The sequence below is a fragment of the Flavonifractor sp. An9 genome (genome assembly GCF_002161245.1).
GTDB classification, from domain to species: Bacteria; Bacillota; Clostridia; order Oscillospirales; family Oscillospiraceae; genus Flavonifractor; species Flavonifractor avicola.
Window position 1 is genome coordinate 283,814 of sequence record NZ_NFHC01000001.1, and the last position, 22,963, is coordinate 306,776.

General features: G+C 60.6%; 17 protein-coding genes and 1 riboswitch. Of the genes, 6 read left to right on the forward strand and 11 right to left on the reverse strand.

Translation table 11 applies throughout. The features are described from left to right. Positions 1 to 4: 4 nt before the first annotated feature. The 3 genes from metK to B5G40_RS01415 form a co-directional block, all read right to left on the reverse strand. Positions 5 to 1,186, reverse strand: coding sequence for a methionine adenosyltransferase (gene metK, locus B5G40_RS01405; RefSeq protein ID WP_087268823.1), 1,182 nt, complete (start codon positions 1,184 to 1,186; stop codon positions 5 to 7). 74 nt (positions 1,187 to 1,260) lie between these two features. Continuing rightward, positions 1,261 to 1,357: riboswitch (SAM riboswitch) on the reverse strand. A gap of 93 nt (positions 1,358 to 1,450) precedes the next feature. Continuing rightward, positions 1,451 to 2,695, reverse strand: coding sequence for an adenosylhomocysteinase (locus B5G40_RS01410; RefSeq protein ID WP_087327962.1), 1,245 nt, complete (start codon positions 2,693 to 2,695; stop codon positions 1,451 to 1,453). A gap of 4 nt (positions 2,696 to 2,699) precedes the next feature. Continuing rightward, a complete protein-coding gene (locus B5G40_RS01415; protein ID WP_087398515.1) occupies positions 2,700 to 3,653 on the reverse strand; it encodes a radical SAM protein in 954 nt (317 codons plus the stop codon). A 273-nt stretch (positions 3,654 to 3,926) separates the two neighbouring features. Between B5G40_RS01415 and B5G40_RS01420 the strand changes: the two genes are divergently transcribed. Further along, positions 3,927 to 6,245 carry a polysaccharide pyruvyl transferase family protein gene (locus tag B5G40_RS01420; protein WP_087398516.1) on the forward strand — a complete coding sequence of 773 codons (2,319 nt, stop codon included), beginning with the start codon at positions 3,927 to 3,929 and terminating at the stop codon, positions 6,243 to 6,245. Positions 6,246 to 6,357: 112 nt separating this feature from the next. Then, positions 6,358 to 7,236 (forward strand): rhomboid family intramembrane serine protease, encoded by an 879-nt coding sequence (locus B5G40_RS01425; RefSeq protein ID WP_242958717.1) that lies wholly within the window; start codon positions 6,358 to 6,360, stop codon positions 7,234 to 7,236. Between the two features lie 58 nt (positions 7,237 to 7,294). Here B5G40_RS01425 and B5G40_RS01430 read toward each other — a convergent pair whose 3' ends face one another. Continuing rightward, on the reverse strand, positions 7,295 to 9,640 hold the full coding sequence (locus B5G40_RS01430; protein ID WP_087327954.1) for a SpoIIE family protein phosphatase: 2,346 nt from the start codon (positions 9,638 to 9,640) through the stop codon (positions 7,295 to 7,297). Positions 9,641 to 9,892: 252 nt separating this feature from the next. On the opposite strand from B5G40_RS01430, the gene B5G40_RS01435 reads away from it, so the two are divergent. Further along, positions 9,893 to 11,875, forward strand: a complete 1,983-nt coding sequence (locus tag B5G40_RS01435) for an S-layer homology domain-containing protein (RefSeq protein ID WP_158099464.1) — start codon at positions 9,893 to 9,895, stop codon at positions 11,873 to 11,875. Positions 11,876 to 12,105: 230 nt separating this feature from the next. Here B5G40_RS01435 and B5G40_RS01440 read toward each other — a convergent pair whose 3' ends face one another. Then, positions 12,106 to 13,176 (reverse strand): alanine racemase, encoded by a 1,071-nt coding sequence (locus B5G40_RS01440; protein ID WP_087398518.1) that lies wholly within the window; start codon positions 13,174 to 13,176, stop codon positions 12,106 to 12,108. A 150-nt stretch (positions 13,177 to 13,326) separates the two neighbouring features. Here B5G40_RS01440 and B5G40_RS01445 point away from each other — a divergent pair, with 150 nt between their 5' ends. The 3 genes from B5G40_RS01445 to B5G40_RS01455 are packed head-to-tail and all read left to right on the forward strand — an operon-like array spanning position 13,327 to position 15,205. Then, the gene (locus B5G40_RS01445; protein WP_087398519.1) at positions 13,327 to 13,707 is read left to right on the forward strand and encodes a GntR family transcriptional regulator; all 381 of its coding nucleotides are present in this window, start codon (positions 13,327 to 13,329) and stop codon (positions 13,705 to 13,707) included. Then, positions 13,704 to 14,564 carry an ABC transporter ATP-binding protein gene (locus tag B5G40_RS01450; protein WP_087398520.1) on the forward strand — a complete coding sequence of 287 codons (861 nt, stop codon included), beginning with the start codon at positions 13,704 to 13,706 and terminating at the stop codon, positions 14,562 to 14,564. The genes B5G40_RS01445 and B5G40_RS01450 overlap by 4 nt, the downstream gene beginning before the upstream one ends. Continuing rightward, complete coding sequence (locus B5G40_RS01455; protein ID WP_087188271.1) at positions 14,561 to 15,205, forward strand: ABC-2 transporter permease; 645 nt, start codon at positions 14,561 to 14,563, stop codon at positions 15,203 to 15,205. The genes B5G40_RS01450 and B5G40_RS01455 overlap by 4 nt, the downstream gene beginning before the upstream one ends. A 63-nt stretch (positions 15,206 to 15,268) precedes the next feature. Here B5G40_RS01455 and B5G40_RS01460 read toward each other — a convergent pair whose 3' ends face one another. From B5G40_RS01460 to B5G40_RS01485, 6 genes are all read right to left on the reverse strand, one after another. Then, positions 15,269 to 15,448: a DUF4250 domain-containing protein gene (locus B5G40_RS01460; protein WP_087188272.1), complete on the reverse strand. Its 180-nt coding sequence runs from the start codon at positions 15,446 to 15,448 to the stop codon at positions 15,269 to 15,271. Positions 15,449 to 15,964: 516 nt separating this feature from the next. Next, the gene (gene alaS / locus B5G40_RS01465) at positions 15,965 to 18,643 is read right to left on the reverse strand and encodes an alanine--tRNA ligase (RefSeq protein ID WP_087398521.1); all 2,679 of its coding nucleotides are present in this window, start codon (positions 18,641 to 18,643) and stop codon (positions 15,965 to 15,967) included. A gap of 254 nt (positions 18,644 to 18,897) precedes the next feature. Beyond that, positions 18,898 to 19,287, reverse strand: a complete 390-nt coding sequence (locus B5G40_RS01470; protein WP_143383350.1) for a hypothetical protein — start codon at positions 19,285 to 19,287, stop codon at positions 18,898 to 18,900. Between the two features lie 266 nt (positions 19,288 to 19,553). Further along, entirely contained in the window at positions 19,554 to 20,711 is a 1,158-nt protein-coding gene (locus B5G40_RS01475) for an iron-containing alcohol dehydrogenase (protein ID WP_087398523.1), read from the reverse strand. 303 nt (positions 20,712 to 21,014) lie between these two features. Further along, positions 21,015 to 22,430: a hypothetical protein gene (locus B5G40_RS01480; protein WP_087398524.1), complete on the reverse strand. Its 1,416-nt coding sequence runs from the start codon at positions 22,428 to 22,430 to the stop codon at positions 21,015 to 21,017. Next, positions 22,427 to 22,918 (reverse strand): RNA polymerase sigma factor, encoded by a 492-nt coding sequence (locus B5G40_RS01485; protein ID WP_087398525.1) that lies wholly within the window; start codon positions 22,916 to 22,918, stop codon positions 22,427 to 22,429. The genes B5G40_RS01480 and B5G40_RS01485 overlap by 4 nt, the downstream gene beginning before the upstream one ends. Between the last annotated feature and the right edge of the window lie 45 nt (positions 22,919 to 22,963).

The window sequence follows — 22,963 nt, forward strand, 5'->3', positions numbered from 1 at the left end:
AAGCTTACAGATAGCTCTTCAGCTTCTCCACCATGTCGGTGTGCTCCCAGGGCAGATCGATGTCGGTACGGCCGAAGTGACCGTAAGCGGCAGTCTGCTCGTAGATGGGACGGCGCAGGTCCAGCTTCTCGATGATCTTGGCCGGACGCATATCAAAGCACTCGTTGACGATAGCGGACAGCTTCTCCTCGGAGAGGACGCCGGTGCCGTAGGTGTCTACCAGCACGCTGACGGGGTGAGCCACGCCGATGGCGTAGGCCAGCTCGATCTGGCACTTGCGGCACAGGCCGGCAGCCACCAGGTTCTTGGCGATGTAGCGGGCCATGTAGGCAGCGGAGCGGTCCACCTTGGTGGGGTCCTTGCCGGAGAAGCAGCCGCCGCCGTGGGCAGCGGAACCGCCGTAGGTGTCCACGATGATCTTACGGCCGGTGAGGCCGGTGTCGCCCACAGGGCCGCCCACCACGAAGCGGCCGGTGGGGTTGACGTAGAACTTGGTGTCCTTGGTGATGTACTGAGCGGGGATGATGGGCTTGATGATTTCCTCCACCACGGCCTCACGCAGGTCCTTCAGAGCGATATCGGGGTCGTGCTGGGTGGAGACCACGATGGCGGGGCAGGAGAGCACCTTGCCGTTGTCGTCGTACTCCACGGTGACCTGGCTCTTGCCGTCGGGGCGGAGCCACTTCAGCTTGCCGGCCTTGCGCACATCGGTGAGCTGGCGGGACAGCTTGTGGGCCATGGAGATGGGGGCGGGCATCAGCTCGGGGGTCTCGTCGCAGGCGTAGCCAAACATCATGCCCTGGTCACCGGCGCCGATAAGGTCGGCCTCGTCGGTGCCGCCCTCCTGGTGCTCAAAGGACTGGTTGACGCCCATGGCGATATCGGGGGACTGCTCGTCAATGGCAGTCATGACCGCGCAGGAGCGATAGTCAAAGCCGTAGGCGGGATCGGTGTAACCGATGCGCTGCACGGTGCGGCGGACGATGGAGGGAATGTCGGTGTAGTGGCTGGTGGTGATCTCGCCCATTACGGTGACGATGCCGGTGGTGGTGAAGGTCTCACAGGCCACATGGGCGGTGGGGTCGGCGGCCAGGATGTCGTCCAGGACAGCGTCGGAGATCTGGTCGCACACTTTGTCGGGGTGACCCTCGGTAACGGACTCCGAGGTAAACAGACGGTTTGCCATTGGTAATTACCTTCCTTTCTAAGCTGGAGCAAAAACGCGCTCCGCCGGACGGCGGAGCGCATTGGGCTCTTCCATCCTCATCTTTCGATTTCCTCGCCGGATTTGGCACCTTGCAGCAAAGCAGGTTGCCGGGCTTCATCGGGCCGTTCCCTCCACCACTCTCGATAAGGCTATTCAATTGACTGTGGGTATTTTATCGACTTTTTCCCACTTTTTCAATAGACAAAAACCGGGCTTTGTATAGAGTTAGAAGAACTTGCTTCCTCAGGCCTTCCAGCCGTTGAGGTAGTCCACCTGCTCCGGAGTGAGCTTGTCGATGGCAAAACCCATGGCGGCCAGCTTGACCCGGCCGATCTCGTCATCGATCTCGGCGGGCACCTGATAGAGCTTCTTCTCCAGGCTATCCTGATGCTTGAGCAGCCACTCCAGAGCCAGAGCCTGGACGGAGAAGGACATATCCATGATCTCGGCGGGGTGGCCGTTGCCGGCAGCCAGATTGACCAGGCGGCCCTCGCCGATGACGTTGAGCACCCGGCCGTCGGGCAGGGTGAAGCCCTCAATGTTATCCCGGCGGAGTTCACGCTTGACAGCCATTTCGGCCAGGCTCTTCACGTCTACCTCGCAGTCGAAGTGACCGGCGTTGGTGAGGATGGCGTTGTGCTTCATAACGGCAAAGTGGCGGGGAGTGATGACGTCCTTGCAGCCGGTGACGGTGACAAAGATATCGCCGTACTTGGCGGCCTCGTCCATGGGCATGACACGGAAACCGTTCATGGTGGCGTCCAGTGCCTTGAAGGGGTCCACCTCGGTGACGATCACGTTGGCGCCCATGCCGCTGGCACGCATGGCCACGCCCTTGCCGCACCAGCCGTAGCCGGCCACCACCACGGTCTTGCCGGCCACCACCAGGTTGGAGGTGTGCATAATGGCGTCCCACACGGACTGACCGGTGCCGTACTTGTTGTCATAGTAGTGCTTGGCCTTGGCGTCGTTGACCGCCATCATGGGGCAGGGCAGGATGCCCTCCCGCTCCCGGGCCTTGAGACGCAGAATGCCGGTGGTGGTCTCTTCGCAGCCGCCGATGAGGTTTTCGCCCAGATCGGCGCACTTGCCGCCCAGCAGATCCACCAGATCGCCGCCGTCATCGATGATGAGATGAGGCTTGAACTTCAGGGTCTCAATGAGCAGATGCTCATAGTCCTCGCCCATAGCGCCGTGGATGCCGAAGGTCTCTACGCCCATATCGGCCAGACCGGCGGCTACGTCGTCCTGAGTGGACAGGGGGTTGGAGCCGGTCAGATGTACCTGAGCGCCGCCCTTGGCCAGCACATAGCCCAGATTGGCAGTTTTGGCCTCCAGATGGACGGATACGGCCACCCGCAGACCGGCAAAGGGCTTCTCCTTTTCAAAACGGGCTTCGATGCCGCCCAGAGCGGGCATGAAGTCCCGCACCCAGTTGATTTTGCGGCGTCCAGAGGGGGCCAGGGAAGGATCTTTTACAATACTCATGTCATTAACCTCCTTGGGGGGCCGCTGAGGGGCTGGGCCCGTCCCAGAAATCAAGGGTAAGCAGGGGCTTGGTTTTCCGGAAAGCCTGGACCCGCTGGTGCAGGTCCAGCAGCTGCGCCTGGGTGGGTGAGGTGGGCCCGCCGTAAGCGGGACAGGTAAAGAACCAGCAGAACTTGGCTCCGCTGCCAATGATCCGGTCATAGTACTCCTCAGTGGCTACCCGGTCCGCATTTTCCGCCGTACAGCGGCAGGCTACGCCAAAGGGGAGCCTGTGCGTCCGCAGCAGTACGGAGGCACGCTCGGCGTCCAGCGGGTCCACATCCACCTGAATGGCAGGGAAGAGGTTGCGTACCCGCAGCAGATCCTCGCACAGGGAGGGGGTAATGGAGGCGGGCGGTGTAAACACGGCGAATACACAGTCGGTGTGCTTGTTGCACAGAGCAATGATTTCCTCCTGGCGGGCCAGGGGATTGCCGCCGCTGAAAATAAACAGGTGGCAGCCTCTGGCCTTGCGGGCCTCCAACTCCTCATCCAGACTGTCGAACTCCATGGAGGGGCGCACGCCGAAAATGGAGGCGCCGCAGCCGGTGCAGTCCATGGTGCAGGGGAAGGAGGGGTCAATGATCACCGACCAGGGTGCCTCGGACTGCCCAAGCTGACCGGACTCTTTTTTTGCCGGCCAATCCAGCAGGTGGCCGTGAATGATAAAGTTTTCAAAGATCTTTTTCAGGATACTATTATCAATATCGGTATACATACTGCGGATCAACTGGTGCCAGTTGTTGTCGGGGTCGGTCATAACCTGGTGGAACAACGCCTGATAGGGAGGAGAGAGCCGTTCCCCAGCGTATTTGTCCAGCCACTCCATCAGCCTGGGGAGGTTGGCATCCGGGTCGCGATCCAGATAATCCAGGGCCTTGGAGATGCCAAATGCCTTGAGCCGGGCCGGAATGCTCATTGATGTATACCCTCCTTTCGCCCTGTAGTAAGAAGAAGGCCCGTCCCCCCAAAAGGGCAGGGGACAGCCTGTCCATAATAATCTATAGCATATCATACCGGTTTGACGTCCGCAATGCCATAGACAAAATGGGAATCCTGTCAATATTTCCGACAGAAGGAGCGGAATGTCTATGAAAGCAGCGGATTTCCATTCTGACGATATACAACAGCCCATTCCTGTGGTATACTAAATAGAATCATTACGGATAGCCTGCAAACGAGGAGTGAGCCTATGCGCACCGGTCTCATCACATTCCATTTTGCTCATCACTACGGCGCTCAGCTCCAGGCCCTGGCCACCATGAAGGCCATTCAGCGCCTGGGGCATGAGTGCCAGATCATTGATTACCGCCTGCCCCATACCACCCGCACCAATCAGCTGTTCAAGAAGAGCACCTCTGTGCGGGATATGGCGTCAGACGCCCATACCGCCCTCCATTACGCCGCCTTCCAGCGCCGGTTCCAGCGCTTTGAGGCCTTTGTGGCGGAGGAGATGGAGCTGTCTCCCCAGCGGTATACCGATTTCAGACAACTTCAGGACGCGCCCCCGGCCTACGATGTCTATGTGTCGGGCAGCGATCAGATCTGGAATCCTTACATTTTCCAGACCAAGCAGTTTGATCCCGCCTTCCTGCTGGATTTTGTGCAGGAGGGCCGCCGCATTGCCTATGCCCCCAGCCTGGGCGTGCCCCAGCTGCCGGAGGACAAGGCTGCGGAGCTGAAGCGCTTTCTGGCACCCTTCTCCGCCCTGTCGGTCCGTGAGAAGCGGGGCCAGGTGCTGGTGCGTCAGGCAGCCGGCCGGGAGGCCCGGGTGGTGCTGGACCCCACCCTGCTGCTCAGCGGCGAGGACTGGGGCAAGCTGGCCGCGGCCCCCAGACACCAGGGGCCTTACATCCTGTGTTACTTTGTCTCCGATCCCGGAGAGGCGGCCCCCTATGCCCAGGCGCTGTCCAGACAGACGGGGTGGCCCATCGTCCAGCTGGCGGGAGCCCGCCGGAAGATCGATGGGGCCAAGGAGATCGTCTTTGACGCCGGCCCCCGGGAGTTCCTGGGCCTGTTCCAGCACGCCGCCGCAGTGGTGACCAACTCCTTCCACGGGGCGGCCTTCTCCCTCCAGTTCAAGAAGGATTTCTTCACCTCCATGTCCCCCAAGGAGCGGCGGGAGCCCACCTTCTCCCGGATCTACAGCCTGCTCTCCCGGCTGGGGTGCGCCGACCGCATCATCGGTCTGGATACCACTGTGCCCATCGACGCCAAGATGGACTATGACCAGGTTTATGAAAAGCTGGAGGCTGCCCGGGCGGACTCCCTGGCCTATCTGAAAGCGGCGGTGGAGGGCACCGCCCTGCCGGAGGAAATGGGCACGGCCCAGGAGCAGGCTAAGCCCAACCTGTGCAAGGCGGAGGACTGCACCGGCTGCACCGCCTGTGCCGCTGTCTGCCCGGTTGGGGCCATTGAGATGAAACCCGACCATGAGGGCTTCCTGCGGCCTGTGGTGGGGGAGAAGTGCATCCTCTGCCGCAAGTGTGAAAACGCCTGTCCCGCCCTGACTGAGCCGGTAAAGGGCCCCGATCCCAACTGCGCCCACGGGGTGTGGAACAAAAATGACGAGGTGCGCTCGGGCAGCTCCTCCGGCGGTGTATTCTCTCTGCTGGCCGGCCATGTGCTGGACCAGGGAGGCATGGTGTACGGCGCTGCCTTTGACGGCTACATGGCGGTGCGCCATACCTGTGCCGCCTCCATGGAGGAAGTGGCCGCCATGCGGGGCTCCAAGTATGTTCAGAGCGATCTTGGGGAAACCTTCCATCAGGTGAAAGAGCAGCTGGAGGCGGGTAAGCCGGTGCTTTTTACCGGCCTTGCCTGTCAGGTGGACGGCCTGAAGCACTACCTGGGCCGGGACTACGACAACCTGCTCACCTGCGATCTGGTGTGTAACGGCGTACCCTCTCCGGCGGTGTTCCAGGCCTATCTGAAAAAGCTGGGGATGGAGCACGGCGCGCCGGTCACCGGGCTGCGGTTCCGGGACAAGGCCCACGGCTGGTCCCACTCCCATATGACGGTCCGCTTTGCCGACGGAGGCAGCACCACGACCCCCCTCCACCGTACCACCTTCGGCCGGGGCTTCGGGATGCAGCTCTTCCTGCGTCCGGTGTGTGCCAAGTGCCGGTATACCAGCGTCAGCCGTCCGGCGGACCTGACTCTGGGTGACTTCTGGGGCCTTGACCCCAAGCTGAAGCTGCCCACCGACCGGGAGAAGGGTGTTTCTCTGGTTCTGGTCAACAGCGCCAAAGGACAGAAGGTCTTTGACGCTCTGGCGGACAAGCTGGGCCAGGTGGAGCGGCCTCTGGCCGAGGCTGTGGCGGGCAATCCCCGGCTGGCCTATCCTCTGACCCACAACGCCAAGCGTGGGGCCTTCTTCGCTGCCTTTGCCGCCATGCCCTTTGAGCAGGTGGAGCAGAAATACCTGACCCCGCCTCCGCTGCCTTACCGGGCGGCAGCTAAGGTGCTCACCCCCAAGATGAAAGAGAAGATCCGCAAGATCCTGAAATAACGGATGGAAAGTTTACAAATTGTTTGGGAATTTTCTCCCATGCCCTGATACACTGGGCACACATGGAAGCGGGGCGGTGGAGCCGCCCCTCGGGAGGTAATGATTTTTGAGTGTGATACAACGCTGGCTGGACCGGTTCTGCTATAAGCATCCCCGGTTCGGTATCCCCAACCTGATGCTGGTGGTGGTCATCGGCAATGTTCTGGTGTGGCTGCTGGATCAGTTCAGTCAGGGCTTTTCCCTGTCGTCCGCCCTGTGCTTTGCGCCCTACTATATCATCCACAAAGGCGAGATCTGGCGGTTGCTCACCTTTATCTTTGTGCCTACGACCAGTAATCTCTTTTTCCTGGCCATCTCCCTGTATTTCTACTACTGGATCGGCTCCATCCTGGAGCGGCAGTGGGGCGTGACCAAGTTTACGGTGTTCTACCTGCTTGGGGTGGTGCTTAACATTATTGCGGGCTTCCTGGTCTATCTGTTCATCCCTCTGCCCGTGGAGACCGCCACCATGCACTATGTCAACCTGTCTATGTTCTTCTCCTTTGCCACCCTGTACGGGGAAATGCAGGTACTGCTTTTCTTCGTGATTCCGGTAAAGGTCAAATGGCTGGCCTGGCTGGACGCCGCTCTCTTTGCCTACGACATCATTTACAACCTGGTGCAGCTCCCCACGGTCGGGATGTTTGCACTGGCGGGCATCGTGGCTCCCATCGTGGCTATCCTCAACTACCTGATCTTCTTCTGGGATGACCTGATGGCCAGCCTGGGCCGGGTAAAGCGGCAGACGGCCCACCGCCACTCCCGCCAGACCGTCAACTTCAAGCAGGCTACCAAGCACGCCCAGCAAACCAAGGGTTATATTCACAAGTGCGCCGTCTGCGGCAAGACCGACACCGACTACCCCGACGAGGAGTTCCGGTACTGCTCCAAGTGCAACGGCTACTACTGCTACTGTTCGGAGCACATTCACAACCACGTTCACATCGAATAAAAGATACCAAAAGCGCCCCCATCGGAACCTTCCGATGGGGGCGCTTTCTTGTGTGGTGTTACCGTTTGCTCAGCCGGAGTACCAGGGCGGTGCGGTCGTCCGCCGCGCCGGCCTGCTGTTCGCTCTCGTCTATGAGTTCTTGGGCCAGATCCCGGGGGCTCTGGCCGTCAAAGGCGGACAGCTTGTCCCGTACCCACTGGTCTGGCTGTCCGCCGGTGACTCCGTCGCTGATAAGCAGTACGCAGTCTCCCGCCTCCAGCTTTAGGTGGGTCACGTCGGGGGCGCCTCCCTCGCCCCCCGCCAGCCCGGCGGGGAGGGCGCAGCCGGTAACCCGGCTGACGGCGGTCCCTTTTTTTACATAGCTGGGGGCCGCGCCGTATTTGTAGATGTCGCCTTCGCCGGTGAAAAGATCCACCCGCAAAAGGTCGATGGTGGTGAAGCCGATTTCATCCTCACCCCGGAGGGCCAGGGCGGAGCTGAGAGTCCGCAGGGCATTTTCCGGCCGCACGCCCGCCCGGAGGAACTGCTCCAGCAGCCGCACCGCCAGGGTGCTCTCCCGCTGGGCCAGCCGTCCCGAGCCCATGCCGTCGCACAGCAGCACATAGAGGGCGCCGTCGTCGTGTTTAAACCAGGCCCCCGTATCACCCGACACGGTCTGCCCGTCCTTCTTTCGGGCGGCCACCCCGGCCACCGCCATCAGCGGCTCGCTTTGCACCAGCACCAGCCTGTCCCGGCGGCCCTCCTCCACCAGCCGGAGGGGGAAGTTCATCAGCTTGGCCAGCTTGTCCACCTGGCTGCTCTGCCGCAGGGGAGAGAGACCGGCCCCCTCCAGCTCTACCCGTAAGTGGCCCGCTTCGTCGTAATACACGGCCAGCTCGCACTCCACCCCCTGGGCGGTGAGATACTGCCGCAGCCGCTTTTCCCGCACCGGGTCGGGGATCAGCTCGGCGCTCAGCTCCGCCGCCGCCGTGCCCAGCACCTCAGCCAGCTCGCCGTACTGCCGGCAGACCGCCGCCCGATTCTCCCGCAGACGGCTCTGGTACTGCCGCCGGTAGAGCAGTCCTGCCAGCTCCTCGTTGACGGAAGTGAGGAAGTCGGCAAACTTCATGCAGCGGTTGGAGAAATAAGCGGGGAAGTCGCCCCCCTCGCCCCGGCCCCGCTCCAGCATGGCGGGCAGGGCGTCGTTGAGGGCGTTGTAGGTGGACACATAATCCCGCTGCCAGCAGGAGGTCTGGAGCGGGCAGCGCTTGCACACCCGGTCCGCCGCCCGGTCAAAGATAGCGGCAGTGTCGTTATCGTTGGGGCGTCCGGTGTGGAGGGTACCCCGCATGGATTCGTACAGACTCTTGAAGGCGGCGGCGGTGTCCTCCATCCGGCCCTTTACATAGGCCATGGCTCGCTCCTGAGTGCCGTGCTTGGGCTCCCGGGCCACCAGGGCGCCCACCTGCCGCAGCAGCTTGTCCGGCAGCAGGAGAAAGACCACCGAGGCGGCAAACACCTCGTAGAGCAGAGGAATGTGTAGCCCGTCCTTCCAGGTCCACAGTACCGCCAGAGCGTTGGACAGCACATAGGCCAGGGTGGCGGCCAGTTTGCCCTGGCGGTGGAACACACCGGTCATCACCCCGGACAGGGCGTAGGCCATGGCGTAAAAGGGCATCCCGCCGGTGGACAGGTCCATACCCAGACCAACCGCCACGCCGACGGTGGCTCCGATGCTGACGCCTCCCTTGTAGGCCACCGCCATCACCGCCACCGCGGCAGCAAAGCGGCCTACCGACAGATCCCCCAGCAGGGTCAGCTTGGACAGGGTGAGCAGCAGGGTTCCCAACAGCAGCAGCAGGCTGATGGTCTGCCGGGCGGTCAGTCCCTCTTCCTCACGCTTTTCGGTCCAGGGGGTGAAGGCAATGCGGTAGAAGTATACCGACGCCCCACACAACAGCAGTTCAGTGCCGAAGAAGATCAAACTTTCCGGCGTCCAGCCCTGGTCGGACAGGTAGATGAAGCCGGTAACCCCGTCGATGGCGGCGGCGGCCAGCGGCATAAACCAGCTTTTCCGGTAGGCCCCTACGTCAAAGAAGGCGAAGGCCACCGAAAAGACCAGCACACAGGCCGCTGCGTACCGCAGGCCCTCCACAAAGCCCTCCATGGTCAGGTAGCCGAAGCAGGCCCCCAGCAGGGCGCAGAAGCCGTCCAGCCCCGAGCCGGAGGCTCCCACCAGTCCCAGTCCGAAGGGGGCATAGCCCCCGAAGATCTCCGCCCCCGCCAGCAGGGCCCCCAGCAAAAAGCGGATGACGCACTCGGCAAAGCGCACCAGCGCCGGAGCACGGAATACCACCTTTCCCGTCTCCCGGGCCTCCTCCCGCAGCCGCGCCGCCTTGGTTTTCAGCTTCTCTTTTGTTGCCATGGTCCCTGTCTCCTTTGCTTTGGGGCGTATTTGCCCTTCCGGTATCAGAGACAGTGTAACCCATAAATTGGAAAAATATGGTCGCAATAAGGCGGTGTGTGATGCGTGGGTTATATGAAGGCTTTTTCTTCTATGTTTACTTAATCCTGTGGGACTCCCTGGGATTGCTTTATTAGGGAAATTGTGCTATATTGTAGTCACTCTAGGCCGGACGGCACCAGTGTCCATGCAAAAAAAGAAAGGATGTCAGCTATGAAAACCCGCTGCAAGCGATTGCTTTCCGTCTGCCTTGCGATTCTCCTCAGCAGCACACTTTTCCTGACGAGTGCCTCCGCAGCTCAGGGCCTGTCCAATTTTACCGCTGTATCTACCTATCAGAGCGGCCTTTTCACTGACGTCAGGGATTCCGACTGGTTTTCCTCCAGTGTTGAGACGGCATATGAGCTGGGTCTGATGAAAGGCGTGGGTGCCTCCTCCTTTTTGCCGGGCGGCACCATGACACTGGGAGAAGCGGTGGCTCTGGCCGCTCGGCTTCACAGCATCTACTACACCGGCACGGAGGCCTTCCGTCAGAGTTCGCCCTGGTATCAGGTCTATGTGGACTATGCTCTGGAGCAGGATATCCTGCCCCGGGATTACTCCGACTATACTGCACAGGCCACCCGGGAGACCTGCGCGGTGCTGTTTTCCCGCGCCCTGCCTGCCTCTGCCTTCCCTGCCATTAATACCATTGCTGACGGCAGCCTCAGCGACGTAGTCTCCTCCAAGGATGAGATCTATCTCCTCTATCGGGCCGGGATCCTGACCGGGAACGACGCCTACGGCACCTTCGCCCCCAACTCCACCATTACCAGAAGCGAGGTAGCGGCTTTGGTTTCCCGTATCGCCGTTCCCTCCCAACGCAAGCATATTCAGCTGCAGACCCGTCCTTCCGCAGGCTCCGGTAACGGTAAGGAACTGATCTCCAGCCCTCTGAGTCAGAATGCCTCTGCCCCGGAAGGGGCCTGGATCCAGGATTTTGCCAACTACTGCAACGGCGCCTTCTCGTACGAAGAGCCTTCGGAGAACAATGGCTTTGTGGTCCGCTCCTTCAAAGGCGAACCGGAAGACATGGACGTGGTGCAGGCCTATATAGAGCTGCTCTGCCAGCAAGGCTTCCAGGTAGTGGACAGCTATGACCGCAGTTACTCCAGGGAGCGATTCTTCTCTTGGGGGCTGGACTATACCGGGTCAAATGCCGATGCGCTCTCCACGATGAACATCCAGTATCTGGATGACGATTCTTCTTGCAACCTGTGCGTGTGGGGTACCGTCACCTCCTCCCGGATCAAGGTGAAGATTTATGTGCCCCGGCAGATCTCCATTGCTGACGCCGGCTTGCGCTATGGAAGCCAGAACGTGTCGGTGCAGCCTTCCGGTCCCTCCGCCTCCGCCGGGCTCTACCGCCTGGCTGACGGCAGCTATGAGACCACCGACGGCCGTCTCCGCACTACCTCGGGCCGCGCCATGATACTTCGGGATGGCGCTCGGCTGACCGGCAACGTATCTTTCGTCTCCTCGGAGACACGGGACGAGCTGTGGGTAGAGGACTACTACCGCAATGAAAAGGTCTATTTTACCGCTCCGGCGGGTCAGATGATCTCCGGCGACCAGTATACCCAGCGGGAGCTGGAACGGGAGGGAAAAGGTATTCTGCTTCCCGGTACGCTGGATGAGGGATTTCTTACCGGTATCGACTGGGGCACCATCCTGGGCGTCCTTCACAGCGGGGCGTGGACCACCCCGCTCTACGATAACGCCTCCACCCTGCGGGAAGCAACTGTTCGGGTCCTCTATTTGGACCGGAGCGGCGATGCGGTCTTCTATGTGTACGCCCGCTTTGACACCGCACCCTATGAGCTGGAACTTTTGGCCGCTGCTCCGGTAAGCCGGGAGAACCCGTCGGAGGGGGAACGTGTCCAGATGCGTCGTGGAGAGAGCCAGGCGCTCTCTTTCAATAATCGGGAGTTCCTACCCGCCTATGAAACCTATTCCTGGGAGATCCTCTCTGGAGATACCCTTATCTCCCTGACCAACACCAGCAGCCAAACCTGTACCGTGCGTGCCCTGGCCAGTGGGGTGGCACGGGTTCAGGTCACATATACCTATGGAGCCCGTGAGCCTGACGTGCTTACCGGGATCGATCGTACTGTTTCCAGGACCAAAACCTCCGTATATGTGATAGAGATTTCCTGAGATGACCAAAGAGTGGGGCCGAAAGGACAAAAGAGGCAGGCCCTGTAACAACAGACTGAGACAAAAGACCCCCTGATGTAGGAAACAGACTACATCAGGGGGTCTTGTCATGGGAAAGCCAAGTGACACACATTTGAGTACTGCCGCTTAAGAGCAGGTCTATAGCGGCATAGGAGAGATGCCGCACCAAGAGGCATCGCGGTAGAGCGTTGATCCGGAACCTTTTTTATTTACTTCACCACAATATCCACATAGGCGGAGGTGGTGGCGTCCAGCACCGCCATATAGCCGCACCGGAACTCCAGCCAGTCGCCCACCTGCACCTGCCCGCCGCAGTCCTCCACGTCCACGATCAGGTGATCGGAACTGGCTCCGATCATCTCCGCCCCCGGCAGGGTAGGGGTGAGGGCGGCCCAGGCCACGTCCTGCTTGCCGGCGGCGCAGATGGCCCGCAGGCGCACACCACGGTCAGGATACTCCGGGGTGTCCCCCTTGCCGTCCCGGCCCAGCTCGCCGATGGGCACCGAGGGCTTGCGGCGCAGCTCCACCACCTGGGCCTTGAACAAAAAGGCGTCGTGGTGATAGCCCTCCAAAAATCGATTGCCGGTGGTGTCCTCGCCGAAAAGTATCGCTTCGCCCACCCGCAGCTGGTTGATCCCGGCGGGCATAACGCCATCCTCCAGCAGCTTGAGGGCGCAGGTGCCGCCCACCGACAGCACCGAGATGGAGCAGCCGTAGGTCCTGTTGAGGTAGTCCCGAAGCTCCACCAGAATAGCTGTATTGTCCACCGAGGGTAACACGCTGCCGTAGCATCCCACGTTGGTGCCCAGGCCAACCAGCTTCACGCCGGGGCAGGCCAGGATCTGGGGTACGATCTCGTCCAGCTGCTCCCGGCCGAACACCCCCTCCCGCAGGTCCCCTACGTCGATCATCAGGATGATGGGGTGGATCTTGCCCTGCCGCAGAGCGGCCTCCGACACCGCCCGGATCACCTCGATCTGGCTCTGGAGGCTCCAGTCTGCCCAGCGGACCACCTCCTCGGCCTCCAGGATAGCGGGGATACGGATGAGAAGGTACTTGAGACCGGGGATGGCCTGTTTGGCGGCCATGATGTTCTTCATCCGGCTGTCGGCAAAGGAGGTGATGCCCCCTGCCATGGCCGCCCGGATCACCTCCGGCCGGGCCGAGAAGCCTTTGGTGGCAAAGACCAGCTCCACCCCCTTGGATGCACAGAAATCATGGAGCTTTTTGGCGTTTTCGGTCACTTTGTTGGTGTTGATCTCCAGGATAGGCGCATACATGACACGTTCCTCCTTTATGGATCCTTTGCCACCATCATACCGGGTCTGTAGCCAGATGGCAAGAAAATGTTTCCTGCCCCTTGACAACTGTGTATCTATATGTTATTACTGTATATGTCAAGTATATACAGCATGACAACGAGGTGCACCATGGATATCATCATCAGCAACTCCGGCGGCGTGCCCATTTACGACCAGATCACCCGGCAGATGAAGGGCCTCATCCTCCGGGGAGAGCTGGCCGAGGGGGAGGCCCTTCCCTCCATGCGGCTGCTGGCCAAGGAACTGCGTATTTCTGTCATCACCACCAAACGAGCCTATGAAGAGCTGGAGCGGGACGGCTTTATCACCACCGTGCCGGGGAAGGGGTGCTTTGTAGCCCCACGAAACCTGGAGCTGGTCCATGAGGAGACCCTCCGCCGGGCGGAGGAGCATCTCTCCCAAGCGGTGGACATCGCCAAGACCGGCGGCGTCACCCTGGCGGAGCTGACCGAGACCCTCAGCCTTCTGTATGGAGAGGAAATCGTATGAATAACGTATTGGAAGTATGCCATCTCACTAAGGATTACGGCTCCTTTAAGCTGGACGACGTATCCTTCACTGTGCCCGGCGGCACCATTATGGGTCTGATCGGGGAGAACGGGGCAGGGAAGTCCACCACCATCAAATGTATTCTGAATCTGATCCACCGGGATGGTGGGGAGATCTCCGTCTTTGGGCTGGACGCTGTCCGTGACGAGCGGGCAGTAAAGAGTCAGGTGGGGGTGGTACTGGACGAGTCCCTCTTCCACGATACCCTCAACCCGGTCCAGGTTGGCAAGACCCTGTCCAAACTCTATCCCAACTGGGATGGAACGTGCTACGGGAGCTATCTGCGGAAATTTGAGCTGCCGGAGAAAAAGACCGTCAAGACCTTTTCCCGGGGCATGAAAATGAAGCTGGCTATTGCGGCTGCCTTTGCAGCCAAACCCAGGCTGCTGATCCTGGACGAGGCCACCTCCGGCCTGGACCCGGTGGTGCGGGATGAGATTCTGGATGAGTTTCTCAACTTTATTCAGGACGAGGAGCATTCTATCCTCATTTCCAGCCATATCACCAGCGACTTGGAGAAGGCCGCGGACTATGTAACCTATCTCCACAAGGGGCGGGTAGTTTTGTCCGGCGCCAAGGACGAACTGCTGGACTCCTACGGCAAGCTGGTGTGCAGCCGCACCGATCTGGAGCGGGTGGACCGGTCCCTGCTGGCGGGCAGCCGGGTGGGACAGTTCGGGTGTGAGGCCCTGGTAAAGGACCGGCACGCCTTTGCCCGCCACTATCCGGGCCTGACGGTGGACCCCGCCACCCTGGAGGATATCATGGTCTTTACCGGAAAGGGGGATGCCCAATGACCGGGCTGATCTATAAGGATATTGTGGCTTTGCGCAAGCAGCTCTCTACGCTGCTGCTCTTTCTCGTCGTGTACGGAGGCTTCTGCGTGACCGGGGTGTTTGATTTCTCCATCTTGGGGGCTCTGGTAGCCGTATTCGGTCTCACCATTCCCGTGTCCTCGGTGGCACTGGACGATGCCGCCCATTGGGACCGGTACGCGGTGGCCACCCCCGCCGGACGGCGGGGGGTGGTGGCCGGGAAATATGTGTTCACCCTGTTGGTAATCGTGGTAAGTGTGGCGGTGGCGGCGGGCCTGATGGTGTGCCTTTCCTTGGCCGGACTGACCGAGACAACGCTGGATGACCTGGTACTCATTGCCCTGTCCTGCGGCGTGCTTACGCTGGTGTTGGACGCCATCATTCTGCCCTTCCTGCTCAAGTATGGGGCGGAGAAGGCCAGAGTGATCAGCATGATCACCTTTGTAGTGATTTTTGGCGGCGCTGTGCTGCTTGGGGGACTGGCCAAGAACCAGATCACTCTGCCCACGCCTCCGGCGTGGCTGCTGACCGCCCTGCCCGTCCTCTTGGGATTGCTGGCTATTGGCGGCTACCTGATCTCCTACTTCATCGCACAGGAGATCTACGCCAAAAAGGAATTTTGAATATCAGAACAGAAAAATGGGCCCGCTGCGCTATGCAGCGGGCCCATTTTGATTCTGTGCAGATTACATCCGTACAAACTGGTTCCGGTCCGGATCGTACTGGCAATCCAGGATGGACAGCTTCTGGGAGATCTCGTCCTTATCCGCCTGGAGATCGTCGCACAGGGCGTCCAGGGAGGGATAGAAGTCCCGCAGTTTAGTGTTGACATAACTGAGCAGAATCATGGGATCTTGGGGAAACATGAAAAATGTGCCTACTTTCTGTGTCTAAAATACTTCAAAGTGGGGGTGATTTACAGCCCCAGCTTCTCGGCCACAAAGTTGTCCACCTTGGCCAGGGCGTCGTTCCCCGCACGACCATGTCGTGTGGGGGCCCCATTTATTACATCTGCTCGGGCGGAATGAATCCGCCCGGCATCAAGGTTTTGCCTTTGGCAAAACGCTTGGGACGCCGCACTTGCGGCGGGGCTGGACGACGCCCGCTATGACAACTGGGATGGTGATTTACAGACCCAGTTTCTCGGCCACAAAGTTATCCACTTTGGCGAGAGCGTCGTCCAGCTTGAGGACGTCGGAGCCGCCGTCCATGGCGCTGTCGGGCTTGCCGCCGAGCCCCATAAAATGAGATCATTTCATGGGGACCCCGTTTATTTGATCTGCGCGGGGCAAGTGAATTGCCCCGGCATCAAGGTTTTGGTCCGGCGATGCCGGATCAAAACGCTTGGAAGGGCGTCGTCTGCACCCTAAGCGCTGGGCGGCTTACAGCCCCAGCTTCTCGGCCACAAAGTCGTCCACCTTAGCCAAAGCGTCGTCCAGCTTGAGGACATCGGAGCCGCCGCCCATGGCGCTGTCGGGCTTGCCGCCGCCCTTGCCGCCGCAGCAGCAGCACACCTGCTTCACCAGGTCACCGGCCTTGATGCCCTTGGCCACGGCGTCCTTGCCGCACACGGACAGGAAGGTGATCTTGCCGTCCTTCACGCTGGACAGAACGGCTACTACGCTGGAGTCCTTATCCCGCAGGAAATCGCCCATCTTGCGCAGACGGTCGGCATCGGCATCGTTGAGGGTGGCGGTAAGCACCTTCAGGCCGCCTACGTCCTTGGCGCCCATCAGGAAGTTGCCAGCCTGATTGATGGCTTCTTTGGCCTTGAAGCCCTCCACCATGTGGCGCAGCTCACGCAGTTCGCTGATGGTCTGCTCGGCCTTCTCCCGCAGATCGCTGGGCTTGGCCTTGAGCACGGCAGCGGCCTCAAACAGCTTCTGCTGGTTCTGGTTCATAATCTTCAGGGACTGAGCGCCGGTGGTGGCCTCAATACGGCGGACGCCGGAGGCCACGGAGAACTCGCTCTCGATGTGGAACACGCCCACCTTGGCGGTGTTGTCCAGGTGGGTGCCGCCGCAGAACTCCACGGAGTAGCCCTCGCCCATGTCCACCACGCGGACGGTGTCGCCGTACTTCTCACCGAACAGGGCGATGGCGCCCCGCTTCTTGGCCTCTTCAATGGGCATCACATCGGTGTGGATGTCATAGCCCTCCAGCACCGCCTCGTTGACTACGGCGCTGACCTGGCCCAGCTCCTCGGCGGTCATGGCGGAAAAGTGGGTGAAGTCAAAACGCAGCCGGTCGGGCTCCACCAGGGAGCCCGCCTGATGCACGTGGTCTCCCAGCACGGTGCGCAGGGCCTTGTCCAGCAGGTGGGTGGCAGAGTGGGCGCGCATGATGGCCTTCCGCCGGGGCACGTCGATCTGGGCGGAGACAGTGTCCCCCAGCTTCAGGACCCCCTCGGTCACTTTGCCGTAGTGCATATACTTGCCGCCCTTGTTCTTCTGCACATCGGTGACCTGGAACAGACAGCCGTCCTCCCCGCTCTTGGCAATGACGCCGTGGTCAGCCACCTGGCCGCCCATCTCAGCGTAGAAGGGGGTCTTGTCCAGCACCACGATGCCCTCCACGCCGGGCATGAGCTCCTCGGCCTGCTCGTTCTCCACCACTAAAGCCACCACCTTTGCACCGGTGATGGAGGTGTTTTCGTAGCCCATGAATTCGGTCTCTGGCACGTCCTTACCAAATTCCACTCCGGCCCAGCCCAGATCGCCCAGAGCCTCGCGGGCCTTACGGGCGCGCTCCTTCTGCTCCTGCATCAGCTTCTGGAAGGCGGCCTGATCCACGGTCATGCCCTGCTCCTCAACCATCTCGATGGTCAGGTCGATGGGGAAGCCGTAGGTGTCGTACAGCTTGAAGGCGTCAGCGCCGGAGAACACGGTCTCGCCGCCGGCCTTGTGGCCCTCCAGCATCTCGTTGAAGATCTTCAGGCCGCCGTCGATGGTGCGGGCGAAGTTCTCCTCCTCGGTGCGGATGACCTTGGTGATATAGTCCTGCCGCTCCCGCAGCTCGGGGTAGTGGCCCTCGTTCTCGTGAATAACGGTGTCGCACACCTCATACAGGAAGGGATCGTTGACGCCCAGCAGCTTGCCGTGGCGGGCGGCCCGGCGGAGCAGGCGGCGGAGGACGTAGCCCCGGCCCTCGTTGGAGGGGAGCACGCCGTCGCAGATCATAAAGGTGGCGGAGCGGATGTGGTCGGTGATAACGCGAAGAGACACGTCCTTGGCGGCGGTCTCGCCGTAGTGGGCATGGGTGATCTCGCTCACCTTGTTGGTGATGTTCATGACGGTGTCTACGTCAAACAGGGAGGCCACATCCTGGCACACGCAGGCCAGACGCTCCAGGCCCATGCCGGTGTCGATGTTCTTCTGCTTGAGCTCGGTGTAGTGGTTCTCGCCGTCGTTGTCGAACTGGGAGAACACTACGTTCCACACCTCAATATAGCGGTCGCAGTCGCAGCCTACGGTGCAGCCGGGCTTGCCGCAGCCCCACTGCTCGCCGCGGTCGTAGTAGATCTCGGAGCAGGGGCCGCAGGGACCGGAGCCGTGCTCCCAGAAGTTATCCTCCTTGCCGAACTTGAAGATGCGGTCGGCGGGGATGCCGATCTCCTCGTTCCAGATGCGGAAAGCCTCGTCGTCGGCGGGGGTGGTCTCATTGCCGGCGAACACAGAGGGGTAGAGGCGGTTGGGGTCCAGGCCCACCCACTCGGGGGAGGTCAGGAACTCCCAGGCCCAGTGAATGGCCTCCTTCTTGAAGTAATCACCGAAGGAGAAGTTGCCCAGCATCTCGAAGTAGGTGCCGTGACGGGCGGTGTGACCGATGTTCTCAATGTCGCCGGTGCGGATGCACTTCTGGCAGGTGGTCACACGGTGGCGGGGGGGCTCCTGCTCGCCGGTGAAGAAGGGCTTCATGGGCGCCATGCCGCTGTTGATGAGCAGCAGGGAGGCGTCGTTCTGGGGAATCAGGGAAAAGCTGGGCAGGCGCAGGTGTCCCTTGGTCTCAAAGAAGGACAGGAACATCTCGCGCAGTTCGTTCAGACCGAACTTCTTGGGCATATGATTCAATCTCCTCTGCAAAAAAATAAGCCCCGCCCCCATGTCAGGGGCGGAGCAATGTTCACTCCACGGTACCACCCTGATCTGCGCCCAAAGAGCGCATCTCATTGCATCCGGTAACGGGGATGAATCGTCCCGGTCCTCCCGGGCCGCTCAGAAGTGGCGCGCAGGCTCGTGTCGCGGAGGGCTCTCACCGTCCCCTCTCGCTGGTCGCGGCGTGGTCTGCTTGGCTTCGTCATTGCGCTTCAACTGCCTTATTCTATCACATTTTTCGCCGTTGTCAACCGCTTTTTCGGCAGAAGCGACCCCAGAAAGAAGAGCAGCGGCGGTAGCAGACCGGCCAGAAATATGGAGAGATACCAGGTGAAGCCGAAGGTGCTCCAGGCGGTAAGATCTGCATTCTGCCCCAGGGCGGCCAGCATGAACACAAAGGAGGGGCACGCCAAAAAGTAGGTGCTTGTCAGCATCCAGAAGCCTATGCCGGAGAGAAGGGAAGGACAGATAAGCAGAAGCCACCCTCCAAAGGCCCAGCCCCAGGCAAGCAGGGCGGGCCAAAGAACAGCCTTTACGCCCTCTTTCGGTGTAGGCCGGTTCCAGCGGCGGACGGCAGCCATGATCCACCCGGCGGGAAGATAGAGGACCATCATCCACAGTGCCTGAAGCGGTGAGGAAACGGATGCAAACAATTGGGGCCCTAAGAACAACAGGGGAGCGCAGAGGGCAGTGATCACAAAATGTCCCGCTGCAAATCCCCCCAACCGGGAGGTAGGTGACGGAGTCATAAGGATCGCTCCTTTCGAGGCCATCCTACCATGTGGAAAACTGAAAGTCAATATAAATTTATTGAAAAACAATAAAATAAAGAGGCGACAAAGCCGGGCGTGCCTTGAGGCACGCCCGGCGGAGATTCTTATTCGCCTTCGTAGGCCCGGCGGTAGATCTCGATGATCTGGGCCTTGGTGGCCTTGCGGGGATTGGTGAGGCAGCAGACGTCCTTCATGGCGTTTTCCGCCATAATCTCAAAGTCCTCCGGCTTGACCCCCAACTGCTTCAGGTCAGAGGGGATACCCACCTGGCGGCTGATGGTGCGGATGGCCTGGATGGCCTTGGCCGCGGCATCCCCGGTGGACAGGCCGTCGATCTGTTCCCCCATGGCCTGGGCCAGATCCCGGAAGCGATTCAGGTTGCCGATGAGGTTGAATTCCTCCACATAGGGCAGCAGGATGGCGTTGCATACGCCGTGAGGCAGGTTGTAGTAGCCGCCCAGCTGGTGGGCCATGGCGTGGACGTAGCCCAGAGAGGCGTTATTGAAAGCAATGCCCGCCAGATACTGGGCGTAGGCCATCTTGTCCCGGGCCTTCATGTAGTCGCCGTTGGCCACCGCCTTGGGCAGGTACTGGTAGATCATCTTCACCGCCATCAGGGCGGCGGAGTCGGTGAGTACGTTGGCGGCGGTGGAGACATAGGCCTCAATGGCGTGGGTCATGGCGTCCATACCGGTGGCGGCGGTGAGGGAAGCGGGCATCCCCTTCATGAGGACCGGGTCGTTGACGGCGATCTTGGGGGTGACTCGCCAGTCCACAATGGCCATTTTCACCTTGCGGGTGGTGTCGGTGATGATGCAGAAGCGGGTGATCTCAGAGGCGGTGCCGGCGGTGGTATTGATGGCCATCAGGGGGACCACGTCCTTGGAGGCCTTGTCCACGCCCTCGTAGTCGTGGATGGTACCGCCGTTGCTGGCCACCAGGCCAATGCCCTTGGCACAGTCGTGGGAGGAGCCGCCGCCCAGGGAGATAATGGAGTCGCAGCCGTTCTGCTGGAAGAAGGCCACGCCTGCCTCCACGTTCTTGTCGGTGGGGTTGGGTTCGGCCCCGTCAAAGACCACCGACCGGATACCGGAGCCGGACAGGATCTCCTGGATGGAGGCGGCCATGCCGGACTGGGCCAGGAACTTGTCGGTGACGATCATAGCGTGGCTGACGTTCAGGCTGCTCATCAGCGCACCGATCTCATTGACGGCTCCTTCACCGAACACATTGCGGGTGGGCAGGAAGTAGTAAGTGGACATAGCAGATTTCCTCCTTGTGCCGGGCGCCTGCGCCCAAATGATTGACGCAAGTATAATCTGCCAAATTAAAGTTGTCAATAAGTTTTAAAAAGTTTAATTTTTAACAAAATATTGTTATATTTGCGACATATAAGTTAAAAACATGACAATAACATTTTAAAATAAAACTAATTGGTTTAGAAACGGGAATGTGAGAAATTGGGAACCATTTCCTCCTTGTTGTGACAATAACAACAATCTGCTTCCAACGCGAAACAGTACAAGAAAAAGGCGGCCCGCGCAGATACGCGGGCCGCCTGCCGGTCAGAAACGGTAGAGGTAGAGATAGGTTTCGTTGTAGTCCTCCTTGCCGTGGGCGGTGATGGCTACCCGGTCCTCATCGAACCAGCTCAGGGAGCCCTCGTGCAGGGCGTCGTAATTTTCCCGATCCAGCAGGGTGAACACGCCGCGCTCCAGGTCCATGACTCCAAGGCTGGATATCCCAAGCCCGTCGGCCTGGTCGTCGTAGCTGGCAAACAGAACCTTGGTGCCGGAAGTATTGGCGATCAAGGTGGCGTTCTCCTGTTGGGACAATAAGAAATCCTCCACAATGGTGGTCCCACCGGTAACCAGGTCCAGCACCGATACCGTGCCGTCCTCCGCCACATAGATGCCCCGTCTGCCGCCAAAGAAGAACTGGAAGCCGTGGGGGTTCTCCTCCCGGGACTGGTAGACCGGCAGCTGGGAGAAGGTGCGCTTCAGCTGGCCGTTCTCCGGCTGCCAGGTCCAGACATCGTAGCAGTCCCCTTCCGACCCGGAGAGGGTCAGCAGGATCAGGGCGCCGTCCTGATCAAACCAGGCGCTGAATACCTCCAGGCCGGTGAGCTGGTCCAGGGCGGTGGTGGTTTGGGCCGTGCGGTCACAGTAGAACCAGCCCGTGCGGTTGCTGGACAGAATGGCGGCGGACAAATCGTCTGACCACCGTATGTCAGTCAGAGGCGCGGCCTTTTCCCAGCCGGTGCCATCCAGCAGGTCGGTGACTGCTCCGGTTTCCAGGTCCAGCAGCACCGGGTACTGCCGGTAGTCCGTTTGGCTGCCCTGGCTGAGACGGAGGATGACGCTGTCGGTGGAGCCGGGGATGGCGATAGCATTACAGTCGTAGTCCAGGGCATAGCCGGCGGTGCCGTCACAATGGCAGGAGATTGCCCCCTCATACTCGCACCAGTAGACGGTGTCGGTATAGGTCACGCCCTCCCAGGTAGTGGAAAACCGGGTGGTGTGGGTCTCCAGGGGGACCAGCTGATCCCCCTCCGCCGCCCAGTAGTGGCGGGCTAGGAGGGTGCCGTCGTCAGCCCGCTCTGCCTGAAACAGGGTGCCGACACCGTAGTCATAGCCCGCCCCGGCGTTAGGGAGACGGATATACTGGGCCTCCACCAGACCGTCAATGGTGGTCTGGGTCATTTCCGGTTCCTCCGGCGCCTCGCCCACAGGGCCGGGCACCTGCTCGGTTTCCTCCAGGTGGAAGAAGGTGAGCACCGCCGCCCGCAGCTGGGGGCTCACTGCCATAGCCACCATAAAGGTGCAGGCGATGGCGGCAGCCGCAACAAGAGCCTTGCCCGCCAGCCTGCGGGGGTGCGCCTGCCGCCTGGGGGGCAGATTCAGCTGCTCTTTGATTCGCCCCTCCAGATCGGGGGCGGGGTTCAGCTGGTCCATTGCGTTGCGATAATCCCGGGTGTTCATACGCTTCCCTCCCATCCGGTGTCCAGTTCCAGTTTCAGCAGCTCCCGGCCCCGTTTCAGCCGCATTTTTACCGCTGACTGGCTCAGCTTCAGGATCTCTGCCACCTCCGCCACCGAGTAGCCCTCGTAGTAGTGAAGGTGGATGGGGCCCTTGTAGGTCTCGGGCAGGGCCAGAATGGTCTCCAGCACCGCCCGGTCCGGGCCTTCCGGCACAGGGCAGCTTTCGTCCAGGGTTATCGTCTGCCGCCGCCAGAAGTTTTTCAGTTGGTCCCGACACAGATTGGCGGTCACCCGCAGCAGCCAGCGCTTCTCGTGCTCCCTGTCGGCAAAAGCGGGGGCCTTGTACAGCAGCTTGAGAAAGACCTCCTGAGTGATATCCTCGGCGTCCGCCGGGCGGCCCAGATAGACCATGGCCAGCCGGTAGACCGATGTGCCATAGGCAGCATAGGCTGATTCAAACCGCCTGGTCAACGCGTCTTGTTCCTTCATCGTACCGCCTCCTTTCACCCATATAACGACTGGGCAGACTTCCAG

Excerpts from the sequence above, each read along its gene's own strand:
- metK (WP_087268823.1), bottom strand. The coding sequence starts at position 1,186 with ATGGCAAACCGTCTGTTTACCTCGGAGTCCGTTACCGAGGGTCACCCC.
- B5G40_RS01410 (WP_087327962.1), bottom strand. The coding sequence starts at position 2,695 with ATGAGTATTGTAAAAGATCCTTCCCTGGCCCCCTCTGGACGCCGCAAA.
- B5G40_RS01415 (WP_087398515.1), bottom strand. The coding sequence starts at position 3,653 with ATGAGCATTCCGGCCCGGCTCAAGGCATTTGGCATCTCCAAGGCCCTG.
- B5G40_RS01420 (WP_087398516.1), top strand. The coding sequence starts at position 3,927 with ATGCGCACCGGTCTCATCACATTCCATTTTGCTCATCACTACGGCGCT.
- B5G40_RS01430 (WP_087327954.1), bottom strand. The coding sequence starts at position 9,640 with ATGGCAACAAAAGAGAAGCTGAAAACCAAGGCGGCGCGGCTGCGGGAG.
- B5G40_RS01435 (WP_158099464.1), top strand. The coding sequence starts at position 9,893 with ATGAAAACCCGCTGCAAGCGATTGCTTTCCGTCTGCCTTGCGATTCTC.
- B5G40_RS01440 (WP_087398518.1), bottom strand. The coding sequence starts at position 13,176 with ATGTATGCGCCTATCCTGGAGATCAACACCAACAAAGTGACCGAAAAC.
- B5G40_RS01445 (WP_087398519.1), top strand. The coding sequence starts at position 13,327 with ATGGATATCATCATCAGCAACTCCGGCGGCGTGCCCATTTACGACCAG.
- B5G40_RS01450 (WP_087398520.1), top strand. The coding sequence starts at position 13,704 with ATGAATAACGTATTGGAAGTATGCCATCTCACTAAGGATTACGGCTCC.
- B5G40_RS01455 (WP_087188271.1), top strand. The coding sequence starts at position 14,561 with ATGACCGGGCTGATCTATAAGGATATTGTGGCTTTGCGCAAGCAGCTC.
- B5G40_RS01460 (WP_087188272.1), bottom strand. The coding sequence starts at position 15,448 with ATGTTTCCCCAAGATCCCATGATTCTGCTCAGTTATGTCAACACTAAA.
- alaS (WP_087398521.1), bottom strand. The coding sequence starts at position 18,643 with ATGCCCAAGAAGTTCGGTCTGAACGAACTGCGCGAGATGTTCCTGTCC.
- B5G40_RS01470 (WP_143383350.1), bottom strand. The coding sequence starts at position 19,287 with ATGGTCCTCTATCTTCCCGCCGGGTGGATCATGGCTGCCGTCCGCCGC.
- B5G40_RS01475 (WP_087398523.1), bottom strand. The coding sequence starts at position 20,711 with ATGTCCACTTACTACTTCCTGCCCACCCGCAATGTGTTCGGTGAAGGA.
- B5G40_RS01480 (WP_087398524.1), bottom strand. The coding sequence starts at position 22,430 with ATGAACACCCGGGATTATCGCAACGCAATGGACCAGCTGAACCCCGCC.
- B5G40_RS01485 (WP_087398525.1), bottom strand. The coding sequence starts at position 22,918 with ATGAAGGAACAAGACGCGTTGACCAGGCGGTTTGAATCAGCCTATGCT.